This is a genomic window from Vogesella sp. XCS3 (assembly GCF_020616155.1).
GTDB lineage: Bacteria > Pseudomonadota > Gammaproteobacteria > Burkholderiales > Chromobacteriaceae > Vogesella.
This window is the reverse complement of record NZ_CP085530.1, coordinates 2,246,133-2,266,962: the sequence shown is the minus strand read 5'-3', so window position 1 is coordinate 2,266,962 and position 20,830 is coordinate 2,246,133. Positions and strand designations below refer to the sequence as shown.

The 20,830-nt window shown below is 55.6% G+C and carries 17 protein-coding genes and 6 tRNA genes; 20 read left to right on the top strand and 3 right to left on the bottom strand.

The window, feature by feature from the left end; genetic code table 11:
* Positions 1–20: 20 nt before the first annotated feature.
* From ftsX to ftsY, 3 genes are read right to left on the bottom strand one after another with little or no spacing between them, the layout of a single operon-like run.
* A complete protein-coding gene (ftsX, locus tag LCH97_RS10850) occupies positions 21–932 on the bottom strand; it encodes a permease-like cell division protein FtsX (protein ID WP_227301696.1) in 912 nt (303 codons plus the stop codon).
* On the bottom strand, positions 929–1,582 hold the full coding sequence (ftsE, locus tag LCH97_RS10845; protein ID WP_017507393.1) for a cell division ATP-binding protein FtsE: 654 nt from the start codon (positions 1,580–1,582) through the stop codon (positions 929–931). Before ftsE ends, ftsX begins: the two co-directional genes overlap by 4 nt.
* Before the next feature lie 46 nt (positions 1,583–1,628).
* Complete coding sequence (gene ftsY, locus LCH97_RS10840; protein WP_227301695.1) at positions 1,629–2,702, bottom strand: signal recognition particle-docking protein FtsY; 1,074 nt, start codon at positions 2,700–2,702, stop codon at positions 1,629–1,631.
* A gap of 197 nt (positions 2,703–2,899) precedes the next feature.
* Here ftsY and rsmD point away from each other — a divergent pair, with 197 nt between their 5' ends.
* The 20 genes from rsmD (at position 2,900) to fusA (ending at position 20,786) form a co-directional block, all read left to right on the top strand.
* A complete protein-coding gene (gene rsmD, locus LCH97_RS10835) occupies positions 2,900–3,451 on the top strand; it encodes a 16S rRNA (guanine(966)-N(2))-methyltransferase RsmD (protein ID WP_227301694.1) in 552 nt (183 codons plus the stop codon).
* 77 nt (positions 3,452–3,528) lie between these two features.
* Positions 3,529–3,780, top strand: a complete 252-nt coding sequence (locus LCH97_RS10830; RefSeq protein WP_017507390.1) for a YfhL family 4Fe-4S dicluster ferredoxin — start codon at positions 3,529–3,531, stop codon at positions 3,778–3,780.
* A gap of 125 nt (positions 3,781–3,905) precedes the next feature.
* A tRNA-Tyr gene (locus LCH97_RS10825) sits at positions 3,906–3,990 on the top strand.
* Between the two features lie 48 nt (positions 3,991–4,038).
* A tRNA-Gly gene (locus tag LCH97_RS10820) sits at positions 4,039–4,112 on the top strand.
* A gap of 25 nt (positions 4,113–4,137) precedes the next feature.
* Positions 4,138–4,212 (top strand) — tRNA-Thr (locus tag LCH97_RS10815).
* A gap of 41 nt (positions 4,213–4,253) precedes the next feature.
* Complete coding sequence (gene tuf / locus LCH97_RS10810; RefSeq protein WP_017507378.1) at positions 4,254–5,444, top strand: elongation factor Tu; 1,191 nt, start codon at positions 4,254–4,256, stop codon at positions 5,442–5,444.
* Positions 5,445–5,454: 10 nt separating this feature from the next.
* A tRNA-Trp gene (locus tag LCH97_RS10805) sits at positions 5,455–5,530 on the top strand.
* Positions 5,531–5,599: 69 nt separating this feature from the next.
* Entirely contained in the window at positions 5,600–5,947 is a 348-nt protein-coding gene (gene secE / locus LCH97_RS10800) for a preprotein translocase subunit SecE (protein WP_370630729.1), read from the top strand.
* A gap of 2 nt (positions 5,948–5,949) precedes the next feature.
* Positions 5,950–6,483 (top strand): transcription termination/antitermination protein NusG, encoded by a 534-nt coding sequence (gene nusG, locus LCH97_RS10795; RefSeq protein WP_026107682.1) that lies wholly within the window; start codon positions 5,950–5,952, stop codon positions 6,481–6,483.
* 96 nt (positions 6,484–6,579) lie between these two features.
* Positions 6,580–7,011 (top strand): 50S ribosomal protein L11, encoded by a 432-nt coding sequence (gene rplK, locus LCH97_RS10790; protein WP_017507387.1) that lies wholly within the window; start codon positions 6,580–6,582, stop codon positions 7,009–7,011.
* Positions 7,012–7,707, top strand: a complete 696-nt coding sequence (gene rplA, locus LCH97_RS10785; RefSeq protein WP_017507386.1) for a 50S ribosomal protein L1 — start codon at positions 7,012–7,014, stop codon at positions 7,705–7,707. It abuts the gene before it with no gap.
* Between the two features lie 20 nt (positions 7,708–7,727).
* A tRNA-Thr gene (locus LCH97_RS10780) sits at positions 7,728–7,802 on the top strand.
* A 121-nt stretch (positions 7,803–7,923) separates the two neighbouring features.
* Positions 7,924–7,998: transfer RNA gene (locus tag LCH97_RS10775), tRNA-Thr, on the top strand.
* 83 nt (positions 7,999–8,081) lie between these two features.
* Complete coding sequence (gene rplJ, locus LCH97_RS10770; RefSeq protein ID WP_026107681.1) at positions 8,082–8,579, top strand: 50S ribosomal protein L10; 498 nt, start codon at positions 8,082–8,084, stop codon at positions 8,577–8,579.
* A 36-nt stretch (positions 8,580–8,615) separates the two neighbouring features.
* Positions 8,616–8,984, top strand: a complete 369-nt coding sequence (gene rplL / locus LCH97_RS10765; RefSeq protein ID WP_017507384.1) for a 50S ribosomal protein L7/L12 — start codon at positions 8,616–8,618, stop codon at positions 8,982–8,984.
* A gap of 152 nt (positions 8,985–9,136) precedes the next feature.
* On the top strand, positions 9,137–13,312 hold the full coding sequence (gene rpoB, locus LCH97_RS10760; protein WP_227301692.1) for a DNA-directed RNA polymerase subunit beta: 4,176 nt from the start codon (positions 9,137–9,139) through the stop codon (positions 13,310–13,312).
* Between the two features lie 59 nt (positions 13,313–13,371).
* Positions 13,372–17,565 (top strand): DNA-directed RNA polymerase subunit beta', encoded by a 4,194-nt coding sequence (gene rpoC / locus LCH97_RS10755; protein WP_017507382.1) that lies wholly within the window; start codon positions 13,372–13,374, stop codon positions 17,563–17,565.
* Positions 17,566–17,717: 152 nt separating this feature from the next.
* Complete coding sequence (gene rpsL / locus LCH97_RS10750) at positions 17,718–18,089, top strand: 30S ribosomal protein S12 (RefSeq protein WP_017507381.1); 372 nt, start codon at positions 17,718–17,720, stop codon at positions 18,087–18,089.
* Positions 18,090–18,188: 99 nt separating this feature from the next.
* Positions 18,189–18,659, top strand: coding sequence for a 30S ribosomal protein S7 (gene rpsG, locus LCH97_RS10745; protein WP_017507380.1), 471 nt, complete (start codon positions 18,189–18,191; stop codon positions 18,657–18,659).
* Positions 18,660–18,686: 27 nt separating this feature from the next.
* Positions 18,687–20,786 (top strand): elongation factor G, encoded by a 2,100-nt coding sequence (gene fusA / locus LCH97_RS10740; RefSeq protein ID WP_227301691.1) that lies wholly within the window; start codon positions 18,687–18,689, stop codon positions 20,784–20,786.
* Positions 20,787–20,830: the final 44 nt, after the last annotated feature.

The following is a 20,830-nucleotide window of genomic DNA, read 5'->3' as shown; positions in this document are numbered from 1 at the left end:
TTTATGATGGTGATAGCGGCTTAGCGGGCGCGCAGTTTGCGCAGGTAGTGGTCTGCCGCCAGGCGGGCGCCGACAATGCCCAGGCCAATACTGGCTGCGGCCAACATCAGCAGCTCGGTCGGCAGCAGGCTACGCAGCATAATACTTTCGCTGTAGAGCTGGGCAAAACCGTTTAATGCTGGCGCGGCTTGGGCAACAAACACACTGCATAGTGCCCAGCAGCACAGGGTGCTGAGCAGGCCTTGCCATACGGCGTAATACATAAAAGGACGGCGGATAAAGCTATCAGTCGCGCCAATCAGTTTGGCGACTTCGATCTCTTCCTGCCGCGCCAGTATTTGCATGCGTATGCTGTTGTGGGTAATCAGCACCAGCGCCAGGCCAAAGCTGATGCTCAGAAACCAGGCCAGCTGCATGGCCAGCTCCAGTAAACCGTGCAGGCGTTTGGCCCAGGCGGCATCAAACTGGGCCTGCTCTACCATGGGAAGGCCGGAGAGCTCGCGTTGCAGCATTTCCAGTGCTTCTGGTGTGGCATCGGCTTTGGGTTGCACCACAAAGGCGTGGGGCAGGGGGTTGCTGCCCAGGCCTTCACCAATACCGCTCATACCGCTGCGCTGCTCCAGCTGTTGCAAGGCGGCATCCTTCGAGACAAAGCTGAAGCTGGCCACGCGCGGGTGGGTTTGCAGGCTGGCTTGTACGGCAGCCAGGTCGGCTTGTTCGGTGGACAGCTCCATGAACAGCGTGATTTGTGGTGTGGCGGTAAGCTTGCCCACCCACGTTTGCACACTGGTTGCTGCCAGGTATAGCGAAACAGGCAGCGACAGGGCAATGGCCAGCATCAGCAGGTTCAGCAAGCTGCCCACGGGTTGGCGCAGCATTTTCAGCAGGGCAAGGCGGGCATCCTGCCAGTGCAGGTAGAAGTAGTGTTTCATGAGGCAAACTGGCCCTCGCGCAGGCGGATAATGCGGCGACCGTAGTCTTCCATCAGGGTTTCATCGTGTGCAGACACAATGACGGTGACGCCTACCTGATGAAACGATTTGAACAGCTCCATGATGTCCAGTGCGTAAGCGCGGTCAAGGTTTGCCGACGGCTCGTCAGCCAGCAGGATGCTGGGGCGGTGCACTACGGCCCGGGCGATGCATAGCCGCTGCTGCTCACCGCCGGATAGCCGTACCGGCATCACCTTTTCTTTGCCCAGCAAGCCTACCTTGTCCAGTGCTGCGCGTACGCGGCGCGCAGCATCGCGGCGGTCAAAGCCGATAATGTCCAGCGGCAACATTACATTGTCGAATACGCTGCGATCGAACAGGATCTTGTGGTCTTGAAACACGATGCCGATGTGTTGGCGCACATAGGGTAGCTGGCTGGGGCGCAGGCGGCTCAGGTTTTGGTCGTTCACCAGTACATTGCCGCTGGTGGCGCGTTCTATACCGGAAATCAGCTTCAGCAGGGTACTTTTACCTGCGCCGGAATGGCCGGCCAGGAACAGCATTTCGCCACTATCTATGGTGAACGACAGGTTCTTGAGCGCATCGTGCCCGCCCGGGTAGCGTTTGCTCACCTGTTCAAACTGGATCATTGCGCCTCCTCATCAAGGGCAAAGGTTGGCCGCAGCAAGCGGGTGACTAGTCAAACAGCGCGTCGATGTACGGGCCGGCCTGGAACGGGCGCAGGTCATCGATGCTTTCGCCCACGCCAATAAAGCGCAGCGGTACCGGGCGCTGCTTGGCGATGGCTGCAATGACACCCCCTTTGGCGGTGCCATCCAGCTTGGTGAGCACCAGGCCAGTCAGACCCAGCGCATCATCAAACGCGACTACCTGGTTAATGGCGTTCTGGCCGATATTGGCATCCAGTACCAGCATGACTTCATGCGGGCCATCCGGAATGGCTTTCTGGATAACGCGCTTTACCTTTTTGATTTCTTCCATCAGGTGCAGCTGCGTGGGCAGGCGGCCGGCGGTATCCGCCAGCACGATATCAATACCACGCGCCGTGGCTGCCTGGATGGCGTCGTAACAGACTGCTGCGGCATCACCGCTCTGTTGGGCAATAACGGTCACGTTATTGCGCTCACCCCAGGCCATCAGTTGCTCGCGAGCAGCAGCACGGAAAGTATCCCCAGCGGCTAGCAGCACACTCTTGCCCTGGCTCTGGAAGTACTTGGCGAGTTTGCCGATAGACGTGGTTTTGCCGGCGCCGTTCACGCCCACCATCATGATCACGAATGGTTTCTTGCCTGCGGTATCCAGTGGCACTTCCAGCGGGCCGATTAGCTCGCCCAGCGACGACTTCAGTGCGCCCTTCAGCTCGCTGGCGTCCTTTAGGCCGCCCAGGCTTACGCGATCACGTACATCTTTAAGCAGGTGGTTGGTAGCATCCACGCCCATATCGGCGGTCAGCAGTACCGTTTCCAGCTCTTCGTACAGATCTTCATCGATCTTGCCGCCACCGAACAGCGTGGCCAATTGCTTGCCTAGCTTGTCGCGGGTTTTGGACAAGCCGGCTTTCAGGCGCTCGGTCCAGCTAGCTTTGCGTGGCGGCTCAGCAGCTGCGTGGGGGGCGACTGCAACATCCGCCTGTGCCTCCGGTGCTGGTGGCGCGATAGGGGCGCTGGGTTCGATGGCAACAGGTTCCGCTACCTTCTCGGTAGTGGTGGTCTCGGCTGGCGGAGTCTTTTTCTTGAAGAAGCTGAACATGCTTATTGAATCTGCACACAAAATAAAGCCAGATTGTAGCCTTAAAACCATTGTGTACGGGGGAATGAAGTGTCAACAAATAGCAAAACGCCAGAATCTATATATAAGGAATAAATCGGAAGCGGGCTGCTGCATCAACAGTTGGGACGGCACGACGTTGACGATGTAGAATTCTGCCCTTGAATTCAGGAGGATGCATGACGCAGCAGCGCAACAAGGTTCGTATCATTGGTGGAAAATACCGCAGACGCTTGCTGGATGTGCCAGAAGCAGAAGGTTTGCGGCCAACCCCTGATCGCGTGCGTGAGACGTTGTTTAACTGGCTGGGGCAGGAGTTGTACGGCAAGCGTTGTCTGGATCTGTTTGCCGGCAGCGGTGCGCTGGGCTTCGAGGCCGCCTCGCGCGAGGCGCCACGTGTCGTGCTGGTTGAAAAGATGCGCCCGGTTGCTGCCATCCTGCAAAAGAACAAGCAGCTATTGGCTGCCAATGAGATCGAGATTCTGGTGCAGGATGCGCTGACGTATTTGAAGAACTGCCGCGAGCAGTTCGACGTTATCTTTGTTGACCCGCCTTACCAGAGTGCACTGCTCGAGCAGGTCTTGCCGCAGTTGGCCGCCATTCTGGCGCCTGGTGGCAAGCTGTACATCGAAACCCCGCAGTCGTGCGACTTCCCAGGCTGGCAGATCGAGCGTAGCTTGCGCGCGGGCAAGGTGCACTCATGGTTGTTGCGTGCAGAATCGCACGAATAAAGATATAACCCCGCGAACTTGCTTGTGCGAGGGGTGAGTGACAGAATTCACAATGTGGAATACTTGAGGAAATTACTATGGCTTTGATTATTACCGACGAGTGCATCAACTGTGATGTTTGCGAGCCGGAATGCCCGAATAACGCGATCTCGCAGGGCGAGGAGATCTACCAGATCGACCCGAACCTGTGCACGCAGTGCGTTGGTCACTATGACGAGCCGCAGTGCCAGCAAGTCTGTCCGGTCGATTGCATCCCGCTGGACCCGGATCGCCCGGAAACTCAGGAAGAGCTGCATAAAAAATACCTGATCATCACAGGCAAGGCCTAAAGCTAAGTGACTGATTTGCAACAAAGCCCCGCGCCATGCGGGGCTTTTTCTTGGAAAACTAGAAAAATTCTCGAAAAAGCTATTGACGCATTGGCAAGGTGTCTATACTATTCGGGCTTCTTCACGGGGGGATTCCCGAGCGGTCAAAGGGATCAGACTGTAAATCTGACGGCTCAGCCTTCGAAGGTTCGAATCCTTCTCCCCCCACCAGTTGCTATGCATCTTGGCGGCAAGATTGTGAAGTCGTCCGGATCGTAGGCGGGTGTAGCTCAATGGTAGAGCAGAAGCCTTCCAAGCTTACGACGAGGGTTCGATTCCCTTCACCCGCTCCAAGTTGTTGAATGGTTTGTATGTGAAGCTCATGTAGCTCAGGGGTAGAGCACTCCCTTGGTAAGGGAGAGGTCGGCGGTTCAATTCCGCCCATGAGCACCATCATTTAAATGTAGACTTTATTCGTTATCAGGGAATTTGCCATGGCAAAAGAAAAGTTTGCGCGGACCAAGCCGCACGTAAACGTTGGCACCATCGGTCACGTGGACCATGGTAAGACCACTCTGACTGCAGCTATCACCACCATTCTGTCCAAGAAATTCGGCGGCGAAGCTAAAGACTACTCCCAGATCGACAGCGCGCCAGAAGAAAAAGCTCGCGGTATTACCATTAACACCGCTCACGTAGAATACGAAACCGAAGCACGTCACTACGCTCACGTAGACTGCCCAGGTCACGCCGACTACGTTAAAAACATGATTACCGGTGCTGCCCAGATGGACGGCGCTATTCTGGTTTGCTCCGCAGCTGACGGCCCAATGCCACAGACTCGCGAACACATCCTGCTGTCCCGTCAGGTTGGCGTTCCTTACATCATCGTCTTCCTGAACAAGGCTGACCTGGTGGATGACGCTGAGCTGCTGGAGCTGGTTGAAATGGAAGTGCGCGATCTGCTGTCTTCCTACGACTTCCCAGGCGATGACACTCCGATCGTTACCGGTTCCGCTCGTCTGGCACTGGAGGGCGACCAATCCGAATACGGCGAACCAGCCATCTTCCGTCTGGCTGATGCCCTGGATTCCTACATCCCGACTCCAGAACGTGCTATCGACAAGCCGTTCCTGCTGCCGATCGAAGACGTATTCTCCATCTCCGGCCGCGGCACTGTGGTTACCGGTCGTGTAGAGCGCGGTATCGTTAAAGTTGGTGAAGAACTGGAAATCGTTGGCCTGAAAGCCACCGTAAAAACCACCTGCACCGGCGTGGAAATGTTCCGTAAGCTGCTGGACCAAGGTCAAGCTGGCGATAACGTTGGCGTGCTGCTGCGTGGCACCAAGCGAGAAGACGTTGAGCGTGGTCAGGTTCTGGCCAAGCCGGGTTCCATCACCCCGCACACCAAGTTCTCTGCTTCCGTATACGTACTGAGCAAAGACGAAGGCGGCCGTCACACTCCGTTCTTCGCTAACTATCGCCCACAGTTCTACTTCCGTACTACTGACGTGACTGGTGCTGTTAGCCTGTCAGAAGGCGTGGAAATGGTTATGCCAGGCGATAACGTAGAAATCACCGTAGAACTGATCGCTCCGATCGCTATGGAAGAAGGTCTGCGTTTCGCGATCCGCGAAGGTGGCCGCACTGTTGGCGCCGGCGTGGTAGCAAAAATTATCGCTTGATGAAGGTTTTAGGCCAGTAGCTCAATTGGTAGAGTATCGGTCTCCAAAACCGAGGGTTGGGGGTTCGAGACCCTCCTGGCCTGCCAAATAAGACTAACCGGCGTTTACGCCGGTTAGTCTTTTCACGTATAAGCAACGCGAGAATTCATATGGAAATGCAAGATAAGCTTAAGCTCGGCTTGGTTGCTCTGCTGGTTATTGCAGGTGTTGTCGGCTTTTATCTGCTGCCGGAAACCCAGGGCATGCTGCGTGCGCTGGTTTTTGTTGCTGCTGTTTTGGCTGCGGCTGGGGTATTCTGGTTTTCTGCACCAGGGCGCGAGTTTGTGGCGTATGCGCAAGAGTCGATTGTAGAGGCTCGCAAAGTGGTTTGGCCGACGCGTAAAGAGACAAGTCAAATGACCATGATGGTGTTTGTCTTTGTATTCGTGCTTGCCTTGTTTATGTGGCTGGTTGACTCGTCGTTGTCCTGGCTCTTCTATGATGTATTGCTTCGTCGAGGTTGATAATGGCTAAGCGTTGGTATGTAGTGCACGCCTACTCGGGTTTCGAGAAGAGTGTGCAGAAGGCATTGAAAGAGCGTATCGAGCGCGAAAGCATGCAAGATCTCTTTGGTCAGGTATTGGTGCCGGTCGAAGAGGTGGTGGATATCAAGAATGGCAAGCGCTCCATTTCCGAGCGCAAGTTCTTCCCGGGTTATGTGTTGGTCGAGATGGAAATGACCGACGACACTTGGCACTTGGTGAAGAGCACGCCTAAAGTTACCGGTTTTGTGGGTGGTACGGCCAATCGTCCGGCGCCTATCTCTGCCAAAGAGGTGGAGTCCATCATGCAGCAGATGCAGGATGGCGTGGAAAAGCCGAAGCCAAAAGTGCTGTTTGAAGTAGGCGAGCGCGTTCGTGTGAATGAAGGTCCGTTTACCGACTTTAATGGTTCGGTGGATGAGGTCAATTACGAGCGTAACAAGCTGCGTGTTTCTGTGCAGATTTTTGGTCGTGATACGCCGGTTGAGCTGGATTTTTCCCAGGTCGAGAAGCTGTAACTATTGTTTTTAAAGAAGGTTTTGCGTATACTTACGCCCTTCGTGTGGGAAGCGCTGCATGTGCAGTGCGTTATACCCAAATCTAGGAGCTAAATCGTGGCAAAGAAAATTGTAGGCTATATCAAGCTGCAAGTGCCCGCTGGTAAAGCCAACCCGTCGCCGCCAATCGGCCCGGCTCTTGGTCAGCGCGGTCTGAACATCATGGAATTCTGCAAGGCGTTCAACGCCCAGACTCAAGGCGTTGAGCCAGGTCTGCCGATTCCTGTGGTGATCACTGCTTACGCGGACAAGTCCTTCACTTTCGTGATGAAGACCCCGCCAGCAACTATCCTGCTGAAAAAAGCCGCTGGCATCAAGTCCGGTAGTGCTAAAGCTCACGTGGACAAAGTTGGTAAAGTGACCCGCGCCCAGCTGGAAGAAATCGCTAAAACCAAAGCTCCTGACCTGACCGCTGCCGATCTGGACGCAGCCGTGCGTACTATCGCCGGTTCCGCCCGTTCCATGGGTCTCGAAGTGGAGGGTGTGTAAATGCCTAAGCTGTCCAAGCGCGTTCAAGCGCTGAAAGCTCAAGTAGATCGCAACAAACTGTACGCAGTTGAAGAAGCGATTTCGATGGTTAAAGGTGCTGCTACTGCCAAGTTCGACGAGTCGATCGATATCGCCGTTAACCTGGGTGTGGATCCACGTAAATCCGACCAGGTTGTTCGTGGCTCCGTAGTGCTGCCACGCGGCACCGGTAAGTCGGTACGTGTTGCTGTATTTGCTCAAGGTGCTAACGCCGAAGCAGCTAAAGCTGCTGGTGCTGAAGTTGTCGGCTTCGACGACCTGGCCGAGCAAGTTAAAGCTGGTAACCTGAACTTCGACGTAGTGATTGCCTCCCCGGATGCAATGCGCGTTGTAGGTCAACTGGGTCAGATTCTGGGTCCTCGTGGCCTGATGCCTAACCCGAAAGTTGGTACCGTTACCCCTAACGTAGCTGAAGCTGTGAAAAACGCTAAAGCTGGTCAGGTTCAGTACCGTACCGACAAGGCAGGTATCATTCACGCTACCATCGGCCGCGCTTCTTTCGAAGTTGAAGCCCTGCGTGAAAACTTTGCTGCTCTGGTAGATGCCTTGGTGAAAGCCAAGCCGGCCGCTGCCAAAGGTCAGTATCTGAAGAAAATCGCCGTATCCAGCACCATGGGTGTTGGTGTACGCGTAGATGTGGCTGCTGCTCAGGCTTAATTGCCGGTGGTAGTGCACACGCTCATGTAGCTCAGGGGTAGAGCACTCCCTTGGTAAGGGAGAGGTCGGCGGTTCAATTCCGCCCATGAGCACCAAGCTTTGGGCTGGCGGGCTTCGGCTCGCCAGATTATCAAAGACCGTAGGTGTGCATAACTTAATGCTCGCAAGAGTAGCCTACGCAGATGGTGTACCCTTAGAAGGCTTTTCAACGTTTACGCTCATGTAGCTCAGGGGTAGAGCACTCCCTTGGTAAGGGAGAGGTCGGCGGTTCAATTCCGCCCATGAGCACCATCCGTTTGTTATGTCTCCTGATTAGGTCGCCGCTGCAAAGAGGGGCAGGATTTCCTGCTTCATTTCAGTCTAGGAGGTGGACCTTGAGTCTCAATATCGAAGATAAAAAGGCGGTCGTAGCTGAAGTATCTGCTCAACTGGCAGATGCACAGACTCTCGTTATCGCTGAATATCGGGGCATCGAGGTTAGCAGCATGACCAAACTCCGCGCTAAAGCGCGTGAGAATGGCGTGTACCTGCGTGTTCTGAAGAACACGCTGGTACGCCGTGCGGTTGCTGGTACCCAGTTCGAAGCGCTGGCTGACCAAATGGTTGGCCCGCTGGTATACGGTGTATCTGTTGACCCGGTAGCTGCTGCCAAGGTGTTGCACCAGTTTGCCAAAGAAGACAACAAGATTGTTGTCAAGGCAGGTTCCTACAACGGCAAGCTGCTGAATGCTGCCGAAGTAGCCGAACTGGCATCTATCCCGAGCCGCGAAGAGCTGCTGTCCAAGCTGCTGTTCGTTATGCAGGCTCCGGTATCCGGTTTTGCCCGCGCTCTGGCCGCTCTGGCCGAGCAAAAGCAATCCGAAGCCGCTTAATTCATTCGAAATCAATAGTATTCAGGAGTTATACAAATGGCTATCACTAAAGAAGATATCCTCGACGCAGTTGCTGGTCTGACTGTTATGGAACTGAACGACCTGGTAAAGGCGTTTGAAGAGAAGTTCGGCGTATCCGCTGCTGCTGTTGCCGTTGCTGGCCCGGCTGCTGGCGCTGCTGCTGCTGAAGAGAAAACCGAATTCGACGTTATCCTGTCCGCTGCTGGCGACAACAAAGTTAACGTGATCAAGGTTGTTCGTGCTATCACCGGTCTGGGCCTGAAAGAAGCCAAAGACCTGGTAGACGGCGCTCCTAAAGCAGTTAAAGAAGGCGTTTCCAAAGCTGAAGCTGAAGACGTTCTGAAGCAACTGACCGAAGCCGGTGCTAAGGCTGAAGTAAAATAATCTTCCTTAGGGAAGATTAGTCAGGCTGGCGGAGTAATCCGCCAGCCTTGTTGCGCTTGTGATGCTTTGCAAGATGGCAAAGGTCAGCATTCAAGTTGTGCGTGGTTGCTGACGTTTGGTTTCTTGCGCCACCCCCCCATGATGGAGACTCTATGAGTTATTCGTTTACTGAGAAGAAGCGTATTCGTAAAAGTTTTGCGAAGCGTAATACTGTTCTCGACGTCCCATTCCTGTTGGCGACCCAGATCGATTCGTACACCGAGTTTCTCCAGCTGGGTGTGCCGTTTGATCAGCGCAAGGATGTAGGCCTGCAGGCTGCATTCAAGTCGATCTTCCCGATCAACAGTCACAATGGTTTTGCACGTCTGGACTTTGTGCATTACGTACTGGGCGACCCGCCGTTCGATGTTCAGGAATGCCAGCTGCGCGGCATTACCTTCGCATCGCCACTGCGTGCACGTATCCGCCTGACCATTCTGGACAAAGAATCGTCCAAGCCTGTTGTAAAAGAAGTGCGCGAAAACGAAGTGTACATGGGTGAAATCCCCCTGATGACTTCGAACGGGTCGTTCATTATCAACGGGACCGAGCGTGTCATCGTTTCCCAGCTGCACCGTTCCCCGGGCGTGTTCTTCGAGCACGATCGCGGTAAAACGCATTCTTCCGGTAAACTGCTGTTCTCCGCTCGCGTGATTCCTTACCGCGGCTCCTGGCTGGACTTCGAGTTCGATGCCAAGGATCAGCTGTTCTTCCGTATTGACCGTCGTCGCAAGATGCCGGTGTCCATCCTGCTGAAGGCACTGGGCTACACCAACGAACGCATTCTGTCCGAGTTCTACAATACCGATACTTTCTACCTCACCGGCAACGGCGTGTTCATGAAAGTGGTTGCCGAGCGCCTGAAAGGCGAAGTGGCCAAGTTCGATATCGTGGGCGAAGACGGCAAACTGATCGTTGCCAAAGACAAGCGCATTACTGCCAAGCACATTCGCGACATCGTTGCGGCCAACCTGGACCGTATCGAAGTACCGTTTGACGTGCTGGTAGGCAAAGTGCTGGCCAACAACGTAGTGAACCCGGAAACCGGCGAGATCATCGCCCGTGCCAACGAGGAAATCACCGACGATCTGCTGGCCAAAATGGATATCCAGGACGTTTCCGAAGTGGACGTGCTGTATACCAATGACCTGGACCACGGTGCATACATCTCGCAAACCCTGCGTGGTGACGATACTGCCGACCAGCTGTCCGCGCGCGTGGCCATCTACCGCATGATGCGCCCAGGCGAGCCGCCAACAGAAGACGCAGTCGAGCAGCTGTTCCAGCGCCTGTTCTTCAACGAGGACAGCTACGACCTGTCCCGTGTTGGCCGCATGAAGTTCAACACCCGTACCTTCCAGTACAAATTCGACGAAAAATCGCCAGAGTGGTTCAAGACCCTGGTCGGTGAAAAGTTCGGCCACCGTCGTGATGTAACCGATGGCGTGCTGGCGACCGAAGATATCGTTTCCGTGATTGCCATCCTGTGCGAACTGCGTAACGGCCGTGGCGAAGTGGACGATATCGATCACTTGGGTAACCGTCGTGTGCGTTCGGTAGGCGAGCTGGCCGAGAACCAGTTCCGCGCTGGTCTGGTACGTGTTGAGCGTGCCGTGAAAGAGCGTCTGAACCAGGCTGAATCCGACAACCTGATGCCGCATGACCTGATCAACGCCAAACCGGTTTCGGCAGCGATCAAGGAATTCTTCGGCTCCAGCCAGCTGTCGCAGTTCATGGACCAGACCAACCCGCTGTCCGAAGTGACCCACAAGCGCCGTGTATCGGCCCTGGGTCCTGGTGGTCTGACACGCGAACGCGCCGGCTTCGAAGTGCGTGACGTACACCCGACCCACTACGGCCGGGTGTGCCCGATCGAAACACCGGAAGGTCCGAACATCGGTCTGATCAACTCGCTGTCCGTGTACGCACGTACCAACGAGTTCGGTTTCCTGGAAACCCCGTACCGCAAGGTGATCGACAGCAAGGTAACCAACGAGATTGACTATCTGTCTGCTATCGAAGAAGGCCGCTACGTGATTGCTCAGGCTAACGCCGAGCTGGACGAAGCCGGCAACCTGATCGACGAGCTGGTTACCTGCCGCGAAAAAGGCGAAACCATTCTGGCCACCCCAGACCGCGTACAGTACATGGACGTGGCTACCGGCCAGGTGGTATCGGTTGCGGCCTCGCTGATTCCGTTCCTGGAGCATGACGATGCAAACCGTGCCTTGATGGGCGCCAACATGCAACGTCAGGCCGTGCCTTGCCTGCGTCCGGAAAAACCGTTCGTGGGTACCGGTATCGAGCGCGATGTGGCTGTCGATTCGGGTACTACCGTGATCGCACGTCGTGGTGGTGTGGTGGATTACGTTGACGCAAACCGTGTTGTGGTGCGTGTGAACGACGAAGAAGCCATGGCCGGTGAAGTCGGTGTAGATATCTACAACCTGACCAAATTTACCCGCTCCAACCAGAACACCAACATCAACCAGCGTCCTATCGTGAAGGTAGGTGACCTGATTGCCCGCGGTGATGTGGTGGCTGACGGCGCCTCGACCGATATCGGCGAATTGGCACTGGGTCAGAACATGACCATCGCCTTTATGCCGTGGAACGGCTACAACTTCGAAGATTCGATTTTGATCTCCGAAAAAGTCGTAGCTGACGACCGCTACACCTCGATTCACATCGAAGAGCTGTCGGTTGTTGCCCGTGACACCAAGCTGGGGCCGGAAGAAATCTCCCGCGATATCCCGAACCTGTCCGAGCGTATGGCTGGCCGTCTGGACGACGCCGGTATCGTGTACATCGGTGCAGAAGTGACAGCTGGCGACGTGCTGGTGGGCAAGGTAACACCGAAGGGTGAAACCCAGCTGACACCGGAAGAGAAGCTGCTGCGCGCCATCTTCGGTGAGAAAGCCTCGGACGTTAAAGACACCTCGCTGCGCGTGCCTACCGGCATGACTGGCACCGTGATCGACGTGCAGGTGTTTACCCGCGAAGGTATCGAGCGCGACAAGCGTGCCCAGTCCATCATTGATGCCGAACTGAAGCGCTATCGCCTGGACCTGAACGACCAGCTGCGTATTTTCGACAACGATGCCTTCAGCCGTATCGAACGTCTGATCGTGGGCAAGGTGGCCAACGGCGGTCCTAAGCGTCTGGCCAAAGGCACCGAGATCGACACCGAGTACCTGGCCGGCCTGCCGACCAAGCACGACTGGTTCGATATCCGCATGGCTGATGAAGACATCGCCAAGCAGCTGGAACTGATCAAGGAAAGCCTGTCGCAGAAACGCGAAGAGTTTGACCTGAAGTTCGACGACAAGAAGCGCAAGCTGACCCAGGGCGATGAGTTGCCACCGGGCGTGCAGAAGATGGTCAAGGTGTACATCGCCGTGAAACGTCGCCTGCAAGCCGGTGACAAGATGGCCGGTCGTCACGGTAACAAGGGTGTGGTATCGCGCATTCTGCCAGTGGAAGACATGCCGTACATGGCAGATGGTCGCCCGGTAGATATCGTGCTGAACCCGCTGGGTGTACCGTCGCGTATGAACATCGGTCAGATTCTGGAAGTGCACCTGGGCTGGGCTGCCAAAGGTATCGGCGAACGTATCGACCGTATGCTGAAGCAACAGCAAGGCATGGAAGCACTGCGCAGCTACCTGGAACGCATCTACAACGACACCGGCAAGAAAGTCGAGCTGGTGGATATGTCCGATGCTGAAGTGAAACTGCTGGCAGAAAACCTGCGCAAGGGTATGACTTTCGCGACACCGGTATTTGACGGTGCCAAAGAGTCGGAAATCATGCACATGCTGAATCTGGCTTACCCAAGCGAAGATCCGCATACCGAGCAGCTGGGTTTCAATGGCAGCAAAACCCAGATGACCCTGTACGATGGCCGCTCCGGCGAAGCCTTCGACCGCAAGGTTACCGTGGGTGTCATGCACTACCTGAAGCTGCATCACTTGGTAGACGACAAGATGCACGCCCGTTCCACCGGCCCGTACTCGCTGGTTACCCAGCAGCCGCTGGGTGGTAAGGCGCAGTTCGGTGGCCAGCGTTTCGGTGAGATGGAAGTGTGGGCACTGGAAGCTTACGGTGCCGCCTACACCCTGCAGGAAATGCTGACTGTGAAGTCGGACGATGTGACCGGTCGTACCAAGATCTACGAGAACATCGTCAAGGGCGAACACAAGATCGATGCCGGCATGCCGGAATCCTTCAACGTGCTGGTGAAGGAAATCCGTTCGCTGGGCCTGGATATCGACCTGGAACGTTATTAATTAGGTAAGGCAGTCTGCGGCCAACGTTGGCCGCAGGCTTCCTCCTGAATGGAGACGCAATGAAAGCTCTGCTCGATCTCTTTAAGCAAGTTACGCAAGAAGAAGAGTTTGATGCGATTAAGATCGGCATCGCCTCCCCGGACAAGATCCGTTCCTGGTCGTTCGGTGAAGTTAAAAAGCCAGAAACCATCAACTACCGGACATTCAAGCCGGAACGTGATGGCCTGTTCTGCGCACGCATTTTTGGCCCGGTAAAGGACTACGAATGCCTGTGCGGTAAGTACAAACGCCTGAAGCATCGCGGTGTGATCTGCGAGAAGTGCGGCGTGGAAGTTACCCTGTCCAAAGTGCGCCGCGAGCGCATGGGTCACATCGAACTGGCGTCGCCTGTTGCGCACATCTGGTTCCTGAAGTCCCTGCCGTCCCGTCTGGGTATGGTGCTGGACATGACCCTGCGTGACATCGAACGCGTGCTGTACTTCGAAGCATTCGTGGTGACCGAGCCTGGTCTGACCAGCCTGCAACCACGTCAGCTGCTGACCGAAGAAGACTACCTGGACAAGCTGGACGAGTACGGTGAAGAGTTCGTTGCCCTGATGGGTGCCGAAGCCGTGCGCGAACTGCTGAAAAAGCTGGACCTGACTTCCGAAATCGAGACCCTGCGTCGCGAACTGGAAGCTACCAGCTCTGACACCAAGATCAAGAAGATCGCCAAGCGCCTAAAAGTGCTTGAGGCCTTCCAGCGTTCCGGCATGAAGCCGGAATGGATGATCATGGAAGTGCTGCCGGTACTGCCGCCCGAGCTGCGCCCGCTGGTGCCGCTGGATGGTGGCCGCTTCGCCACGTCCGACCTGAACGACCTGTACCGCCGCGTGATCAACCGTAACAACCGTCTGAAGCGCCTGCTTGAGCTGCGCGCCCCGGACATCATCGTGCGCAACGAAAAGCGCATGCTGCAGGAATCGGTTGACTCGCTGCTGGATAACGGCCGTCGCGGCAAGGCCATGACTGGCGCCAACAAGCGCCCGCTGAAGTCGCTGGCCGACATGATCAAGGGCAAGGGCGGTCGTTTCCGTCAGAACTTGCTGGGTAAGCGCGTGGACTACTCCGGTCGTTCCGTGATTACCGTAGGCCCGACCCTGCGTCTGCATCAGTGCGGTCTGCCGAAGAAAATGGCACTGGAGCTGTTCAAGCCTTTCATCTTCCACAAACTGGAAGTGCTGGGCCTGGCCTCCACCATCAAGGCTGCCAAGAAGCTGGTAGAGCAGGAAGTGCCGGAAGTATGGGACATCCTGGAAGACGTGATCCGCGAGCATCCGGTACTGCTGAACCGTGCACCTACACTGCACCGTCTGGGTATCCAGGCTTTCGAACCACTGCTGATCGAAGGCAAGGCCATTCAGCTGCACCCGCTGGTCTGCGCGGCATTTAACGCCGACTTTGATGGTGACCAGATGGCTGTTCACGTGCCGCTGTCGCTGGAAGCGCAGATGGAAGCCCGCACCCTGATGCTGGCTACCAACAACGTGCTGTCCCCAGCTAACGGCGAGCCGATCATCGTTCCTTCCCAGGATATCGTATTGGGTCTGTACTACATGACCCGCGACAAGATCAACGGCCGCAACGAAGGCATGGCTTTCGCTGACACCGCTGAAGTGCATCGCGCCTACGAAACCCGTCAGGTGGAACTGGGTACACGTATTACCGTGCGCCTGAAAGAGTGGGAAAAGGACGATCAAGGCGAATTCGTGGCCGTAACCAAGCGTTACAACACCACTGTTGGCCGCGCGATCCTGTCCGAGATCCTGCCAAAAGGCCTGCCGTTCGAGTTCATCAACCGTGCGTTGAAGAAGAAAGAAATTTCCCGTCTGATCAACGGCTCCTTCCGTCGTTGCGGTATCCGCGACACGGTGATCTTTGCTGACCAGCTGATGTACACCGGTTTTGCCTACTCTACCCGTGGTGGTATTTCCATCTGCGTGGACGACATGCAAATCCCGGCGAAGAAATTCGACCTGCTGGGCGAAGCACAGAAAGAAGTCAAAGAGATCGAAGAGCAATACCGTCAAGGTCTGGTTACCCAGGGCGAACGCTATAACAAGGTAGTGGATATCTGGGGCCGTACCGGCGACAAGATCGCCAAGGCCATGATGGACGAGCTGTCCAAGCAGAAGGTTATCGACCGCGAAGGCAAGGAAGTCGATCAAGAGTCGTTCAACTCCATTTACATGATGGCCGACTCGGGCGCTCGGGGTTCCGCAGCGCAGATCAAACAGCTGGCCGGTATGCGTGGTCTGATGGCCAAGCCTGATGGCTCCATTATCGAAACACCAATTACCGCCAACTTCCGCGAAGGCCTGACGGTTCTGCAGTACTTTATCTCCACCCACGGTGCACGTAAGGGTCTGGCGGATACGGCACTGAAGACCGCCAACTCCGGTTACCTGACTCGTCGTCTGGTAGACGTGACGCAGGATCTGGTGGTGATCGAGGACGATTGCGGCACCTCCAATGGCTTCGTGATGAAGGCCGTGGTTCAGGGTGGTGACGTAATCGAAGCCCTGCGCGACCGTATTCTGGGCCGTGTGACTGCTAGCGATGTCGTGGATCCGTCCACCAGCGAAACGGTGATCGAAGCCGGCACCCTGCTGGACGAAGCACTGGTAGACCTGATCGACGAGCGTGGTATCGACGAAGTCAAAGTGCGTACCGCCATCACTTGCGACACCCGCTACGGCTTGTGCGCACAGTGCTACGGCCGCGACCTCGCGCGTGGTAAGCGTGTTAACGCTGGTGAAGCTGTCGGCGTGATCGCTGCGCAGTCGATTGGTGAGCCGGGTACCCAGCTGACCATGCGTACCTTCCACATTGGTGGTGCAGCCTCGCGAAATGCCGCTGCCAGCCAGGTAGAAGGTAAGTCCAACGGTACCGTACGCTTCTCCAGCCAGATGCGTTATGTGAAGAACAACAAGGAAGAGCTGATCGTGATCAGCCGTTCCGGTGAAGTGGTGATTCACGATGACGTTGGCCGCGAGCGCGAACGCCATAAAGTGCCGTACGGCGCGACCCTGATGGTGACCGACGGTCTGACCATCAAGGCCGGTGCAGTGCTGGCAACATGGGATCCGCACACTCGTCCGATCATCACCGAGTACTCTGGCCGCGTGAAGTTCGAAAACGTGGAAGAGGGCGCAACTGTTGCCAAGCAGACCGACGAAGTAACCGGTCTGTCCACCCTGGTGGTGATCGACAACAAGCGTCGCGCCAGTGCACAGTCCAAAATGCTGCGCCCGTTGGTGAAGCTGCTGGACGAGAACGGCAACGAAGTGAAACTGGCTGGTTCCGATGCATCCGTATCGATTACCTTCCAGGTTGGCGCGATCATTACCGTGCGTGACGGTCAGGAAGTCGGTAAGGGTGAAGTGCTGGCACGTATTCCGCAAGAATCGTCCAAGACTCGCGATATTACCGGTGGTCTGCCACGTGTGGCCGAGCTGTTCGAAGCCCGCTCGCCGAAAGATGCCGGCATGCTGGCAGAGGTAACGGGTACTGTTTCCTTCGGTAAGGACACCAAGGGCAAGCAACGTCTGATCATTACCGATCTGGACGGCAATGCCTACGAGAGCCTGATCCCGAAAGACAAACACGTACTGGTGCACGATGGTCAGGTAGTAAACCGCGGCGAATTGATCGTCGACGGCGCTGTCGACCCGCACGACATCCTGCGTCTGCAGGGTATCGAAGCGTTGGCCCGCTACATTGGCCAGGAAGTGCAAGAAGTGTACCGTCTGCAGGGCGTGAAGATTAACGACAAGCACATCGAGGTGATTGTTCGCCAGATGCTGCGTCGTGTGGTGATCACCGATTCCGGCGATACCGATTTCATCACCGGCGAACAGGTAGAGCGCGCAGAAGTGCTGGAGACCAACGACCAGATGGCTGCCGAAGGCAAGATCCCGGCACAGTACGACAACGTACTGCTGGGTATTACCAAAGCATCGCTGTCCACCGACTCCTTCATCTCGGCGGCTTCCTTCCAGGAAACCACCCGCGTGCTGACCGAAGCGGCGATCATGGGCAAGAAAGACGATCTGCGTGGTCTGAAAGAAAACGTGATCGTTGGCCGTCTGATCCCGGCAGGTACGGGTCTGGCTTACCACCGCAACCGTCGCCGTCAGAACGCCACAGGTGATCTGAATGTCGAGTTTGCACCGCTGGAAGAGCAGATCGACGCTGGCTCTAGTACACACTAAGTTGTACTAAACCCAAAAAACGCTGTCCTATCAACGTCTAACGTTGGTAGGGCAGCGTTATTTCATTGACGCTAAGTGGTTGACTAAAATATAATCCACGTCTTTCTTGGTGGTATGGTGCCGCCAAGAGAATCAACTAGGAACTGATAGTAATGCCAACTATTAACCAACTCGTTCGCAAAGGCCGCACTGCGGTTCTGTCGAAGAGCAAGGTGCCTGCACTGGAGGCCTGCCCGCAGAAGCGTGGCGTGTGCACCCGTGTATACACCACTACCCCGAAGAAACCGAACTCCGCTCTGCGTAAAGTGTGCAAGGTTCGTCTGACCAATGGCTTCGAAGTGATTTCCTACATCGGTGGTGAAGGCCACAACCTGCAGGAACACTCCGTAGTGCTGATCCGTGGCGGTCGTGTAAAAGACTTGCCAGGTGTGCGTTACCACACTGTTCGCGGTTCGCTGGATACTGCTGGCGTTAAAGACCGTAAGCAAGCTCGCTCCAAGTACGGCGCGAAGCGTCCTAAGTAATTTTAGGGCATTAAGCGGCGGATACGTCCGTCGAGTAAGTGGCTGCTTTGTTGAGTAGTCGCGAGCATAAGCTCAACTGAATATAGTGAAGGAATTGAAATGCCAAGACGCAGAGAAGTGCCTAAGCGCGACATCCTGCCGGATCCGAAGTTTGGTAGCCAGGATCTGACCAAATTCATGAACGTTGTAATGATCGACGGCAAGAAGTCTGTTGCTGAACGCATCATTTACGGCGCTCTCGCTCAAATCGAGAAAAAGACCGGCAAAAACGCGGTAGAAGTGTTCAACACTGCTATCTCCAACGCCAAGCCGATCGTTGAAGTAAAAAGCCGCCGCGTAGGTGGTGCAAACTATCAAGTTCCTGTTGAAGTACGTCCTTCCCGTCGTCTGGCGCTGGCAATGCGCTGGCTGCGTGATGCTGCGCGTAAGCGTGGCGAAAAATCCATGGACCTGCGTCTGGCTGGTGAGCTGATCGATGCAGCTGAAGGCCGTGGCGGCGCGATGAAGAAGCGTGACGAAGTTCACCGTATGGCAGAAGCCAACAAGGCGTTCTCGCACTTCCGCTTCTAATATTCATCCTGCGAAAGGATTCTGGCCATGGCTAGGAAAACCCCCATTGAGCGCTACCGTAACATTGGTATCTCTGCTCACATTGATGCTGGTAAGACCACTACCACCGAACGTATCCTGTTCTACACCGGTGTAAACCACAAGATCGGTGAAGTGCATGATGGCGCAGCCACCATGGACTGGATGGAGCAAGAGCAAGAGCGCGGTATTACCATCACTTCCGCTGCAACCACTACCTTCTGGAAAGGTATGGGCCTGCAGTTCCCGGAACACCGCTTCAACATCATCGACACCCCGGGGCACGTTGACTTCACTATCGAAGTTGAGCGTTCCATGCGTGTTCTGGATGGCGCGGTAATGGTTTACTGCGCGGTAGGTGGCGTACAGCCTCAGTCTGAAACCGTATGGCGTCAGGCTAACAAGTACAAAGTGCCGCGTATCGCTTTCGTGAACAAGATGGACCGTCAAGGTGCCAACTTCTTCCGTGCTGTAGAACAGGTGAAAACCCGTCTGCGCGGTAACCCGGTGCCTATCGTTGTGCCTATCGGTGCTGAAGACGGCTTCGAAGGCGTGGTAGATCTGCTGAAGATGAAGGCCATCATCTGGGATGAAGCTTCCCAGGGTATGAAGTTCGAATACGGCGAGATCCCGGCCGAGCTGGTAGCGGTTGCTGAAGAGTGGCGCGAGAAAATGGTTGAAGCGGCGGCAGAAGTCGACGAAGACACCATGAACAAGTACCTGGAAGGCGAGACCCTGACCGAAGAAGAAATCGTTCATGGTCTGCGTCAGCGTACACTGCGTTGCGAAATCCAGCCGATGCTGTGCGGCTCCGCGTTCAAGAATAAAGGCGTTCAGCGTATGCTGGATGCGGTTGTTGAGCTGCTGCCTAGCCCGCTGGACGTACCTCCAGTACCGGGTGAGAACGAAGACGGTACCGCTACCGTTCGCGAAGCTTCTGATGAAGCCCCGTTCTCCGCTCTGGCATTCAAGCTGATGAACGACCCGTACGTAGGTCAGCTGACCTTCTTCCGTGTTTACTCTGGTGTGGTTAACTCTGGCGACACCCTGCTGAACTCGGTTAAAGGCAAGAAAGAGCGCATGGGCCGTATCGTGCAGATGCACGCTAACGACCGTCAGGAAATCACCGAAGTACGTGCTGGCGATATCGCCGCAGGTATCGGCCTGAAAGAAGTAACCACTGGTGAAACCCTGTGTGCTGTTGATTCCCCGATCATTCTGGAACGCATGGTGTTCCCGGAGCCGGTGATTCACGTAGCTGTTGAGCCGAAAACCAAGGCCGACCAGGAGAAGATGGGTGTTGCCCTGAACCGCCTGGCCAAGGAAGATCCTTCCTTCCGCGTACGTACCGATGAAGAATCGGCACAAACCATTATTTCCGGTATGGGCGAACTGCACCTGGAAATTCTGGTTGACCGTATGCGTCGCGAATTTGGTGTTGAAGCCAACGTGGGTGCGCCGCAAGTGGCATACCGCGAAACCATCACCAAGACTGTTGCTGACGTGCAAGGTAAGCACGCCAAGCAATCTGGCGGTAAAGGTCAGTACGGTGATTGTACAATCACTCTGGAACCGTCCGGCGAAGGTCAAGGCTACAAGTTCATCGACGAGATCAAAGGCGGTGTGATTCCTCGCGAATTCATCCCTTCCGTTGATAAGGGTATCCGTAACTCGCTGAACAACGGTATTCTGGCTGGCTACCCGGTGGTGGACGTAACTGTTCGTCTGACCTTCGGTTCCTACCACGATGTTGACTCGTCGCAGATCGCGTTTGAATTGGCCGGTTCGCTGGCATTCAAAGAAGCCATGCGTCGTGCCGGTCCTTGCATCCTCGAGCCGATGATGGCCGTTGAAGTAGAGACCCCTGAAGAATACATGGGTGACGTGATGGGTGACCTGAACCGTCGTCGCGGTATTGTTCAAGGTATGGACGATGATGGCGTGGGCGGCAAGAAGATCAAGGCAGAGGTTCCTCTGTCCGAGATGTTCGGCTACTCCACCGACCTGCGTTCCGCTACCCAGGGTCGTGCTACTTACTCCATGGAGTTCAAGCACTACTCTGAAGCACCGAAGCACATCGCTGAAGCAGTGATGACTGCTCGTAAGTAATTTGCGCGTTGAGGTTGGCCGCAGATGCGGCCAACCTTTGAACT

Coding starts and splice junctions, on each gene's coding strand:
- rplL (WP_017507384.1), top strand. CDS start 8,616: ATGGCTATCACTAAAGAAGATATCCTCGACGCAGTTGCTGGTCTGACT.
- secE (WP_370630729.1), top strand. CDS start 5,600: ATGCAAGATAAGCTTAAGCTCGGCTTGGTTGCTCTGCTGGTTATTGCA.
- fusA (WP_227301691.1), top strand. CDS start 18,687: ATGGCTAGGAAAACCCCCATTGAGCGCTACCGTAACATTGGTATCTCT.
- rplA (WP_017507386.1), top strand. CDS start 7,012: ATGCCTAAGCTGTCCAAGCGCGTTCAAGCGCTGAAAGCTCAAGTAGAT.
- rpsL (WP_017507381.1), top strand. CDS start 17,718: ATGCCAACTATTAACCAACTCGTTCGCAAAGGCCGCACTGCGGTTCTG.
- ftsE (WP_017507393.1), bottom strand. CDS start 1,582: ATGATCCAGTTTGAACAGGTGAGCAAACGCTACCCGGGCGGGCACGAT.
- LCH97_RS10830 (WP_017507390.1), top strand. CDS start 3,529: ATGGCTTTGATTATTACCGACGAGTGCATCAACTGTGATGTTTGCGAG.
- rsmD (WP_227301694.1), top strand. CDS start 2,900: ATGACGCAGCAGCGCAACAAGGTTCGTATCATTGGTGGAAAATACCGC.
- rpoC (WP_017507382.1), top strand. CDS start 13,372: ATGAAAGCTCTGCTCGATCTCTTTAAGCAAGTTACGCAAGAAGAAGAG.
- rpoB (WP_227301692.1), top strand. CDS start 9,137: ATGAGTTATTCGTTTACTGAGAAGAAGCGTATTCGTAAAAGTTTTGCG.
- tuf (WP_017507378.1), top strand. CDS start 4,254: ATGGCAAAAGAAAAGTTTGCGCGGACCAAGCCGCACGTAAACGTTGGC.
- ftsY (WP_227301695.1), bottom strand. CDS start 2,702: ATGTTCAGCTTCTTCAAGAAAAAGACTCCGCCAGCCGAGACCACCACT.
- rpsG (WP_017507380.1), top strand. CDS start 18,189: ATGCCAAGACGCAGAGAAGTGCCTAAGCGCGACATCCTGCCGGATCCG.
- ftsX (WP_227301696.1), bottom strand. CDS start 932: ATGAAACACTACTTCTACCTGCACTGGCAGGATGCCCGCCTTGCCCTG.
- nusG (WP_026107682.1), top strand. CDS start 5,950: ATGGCTAAGCGTTGGTATGTAGTGCACGCCTACTCGGGTTTCGAGAAG.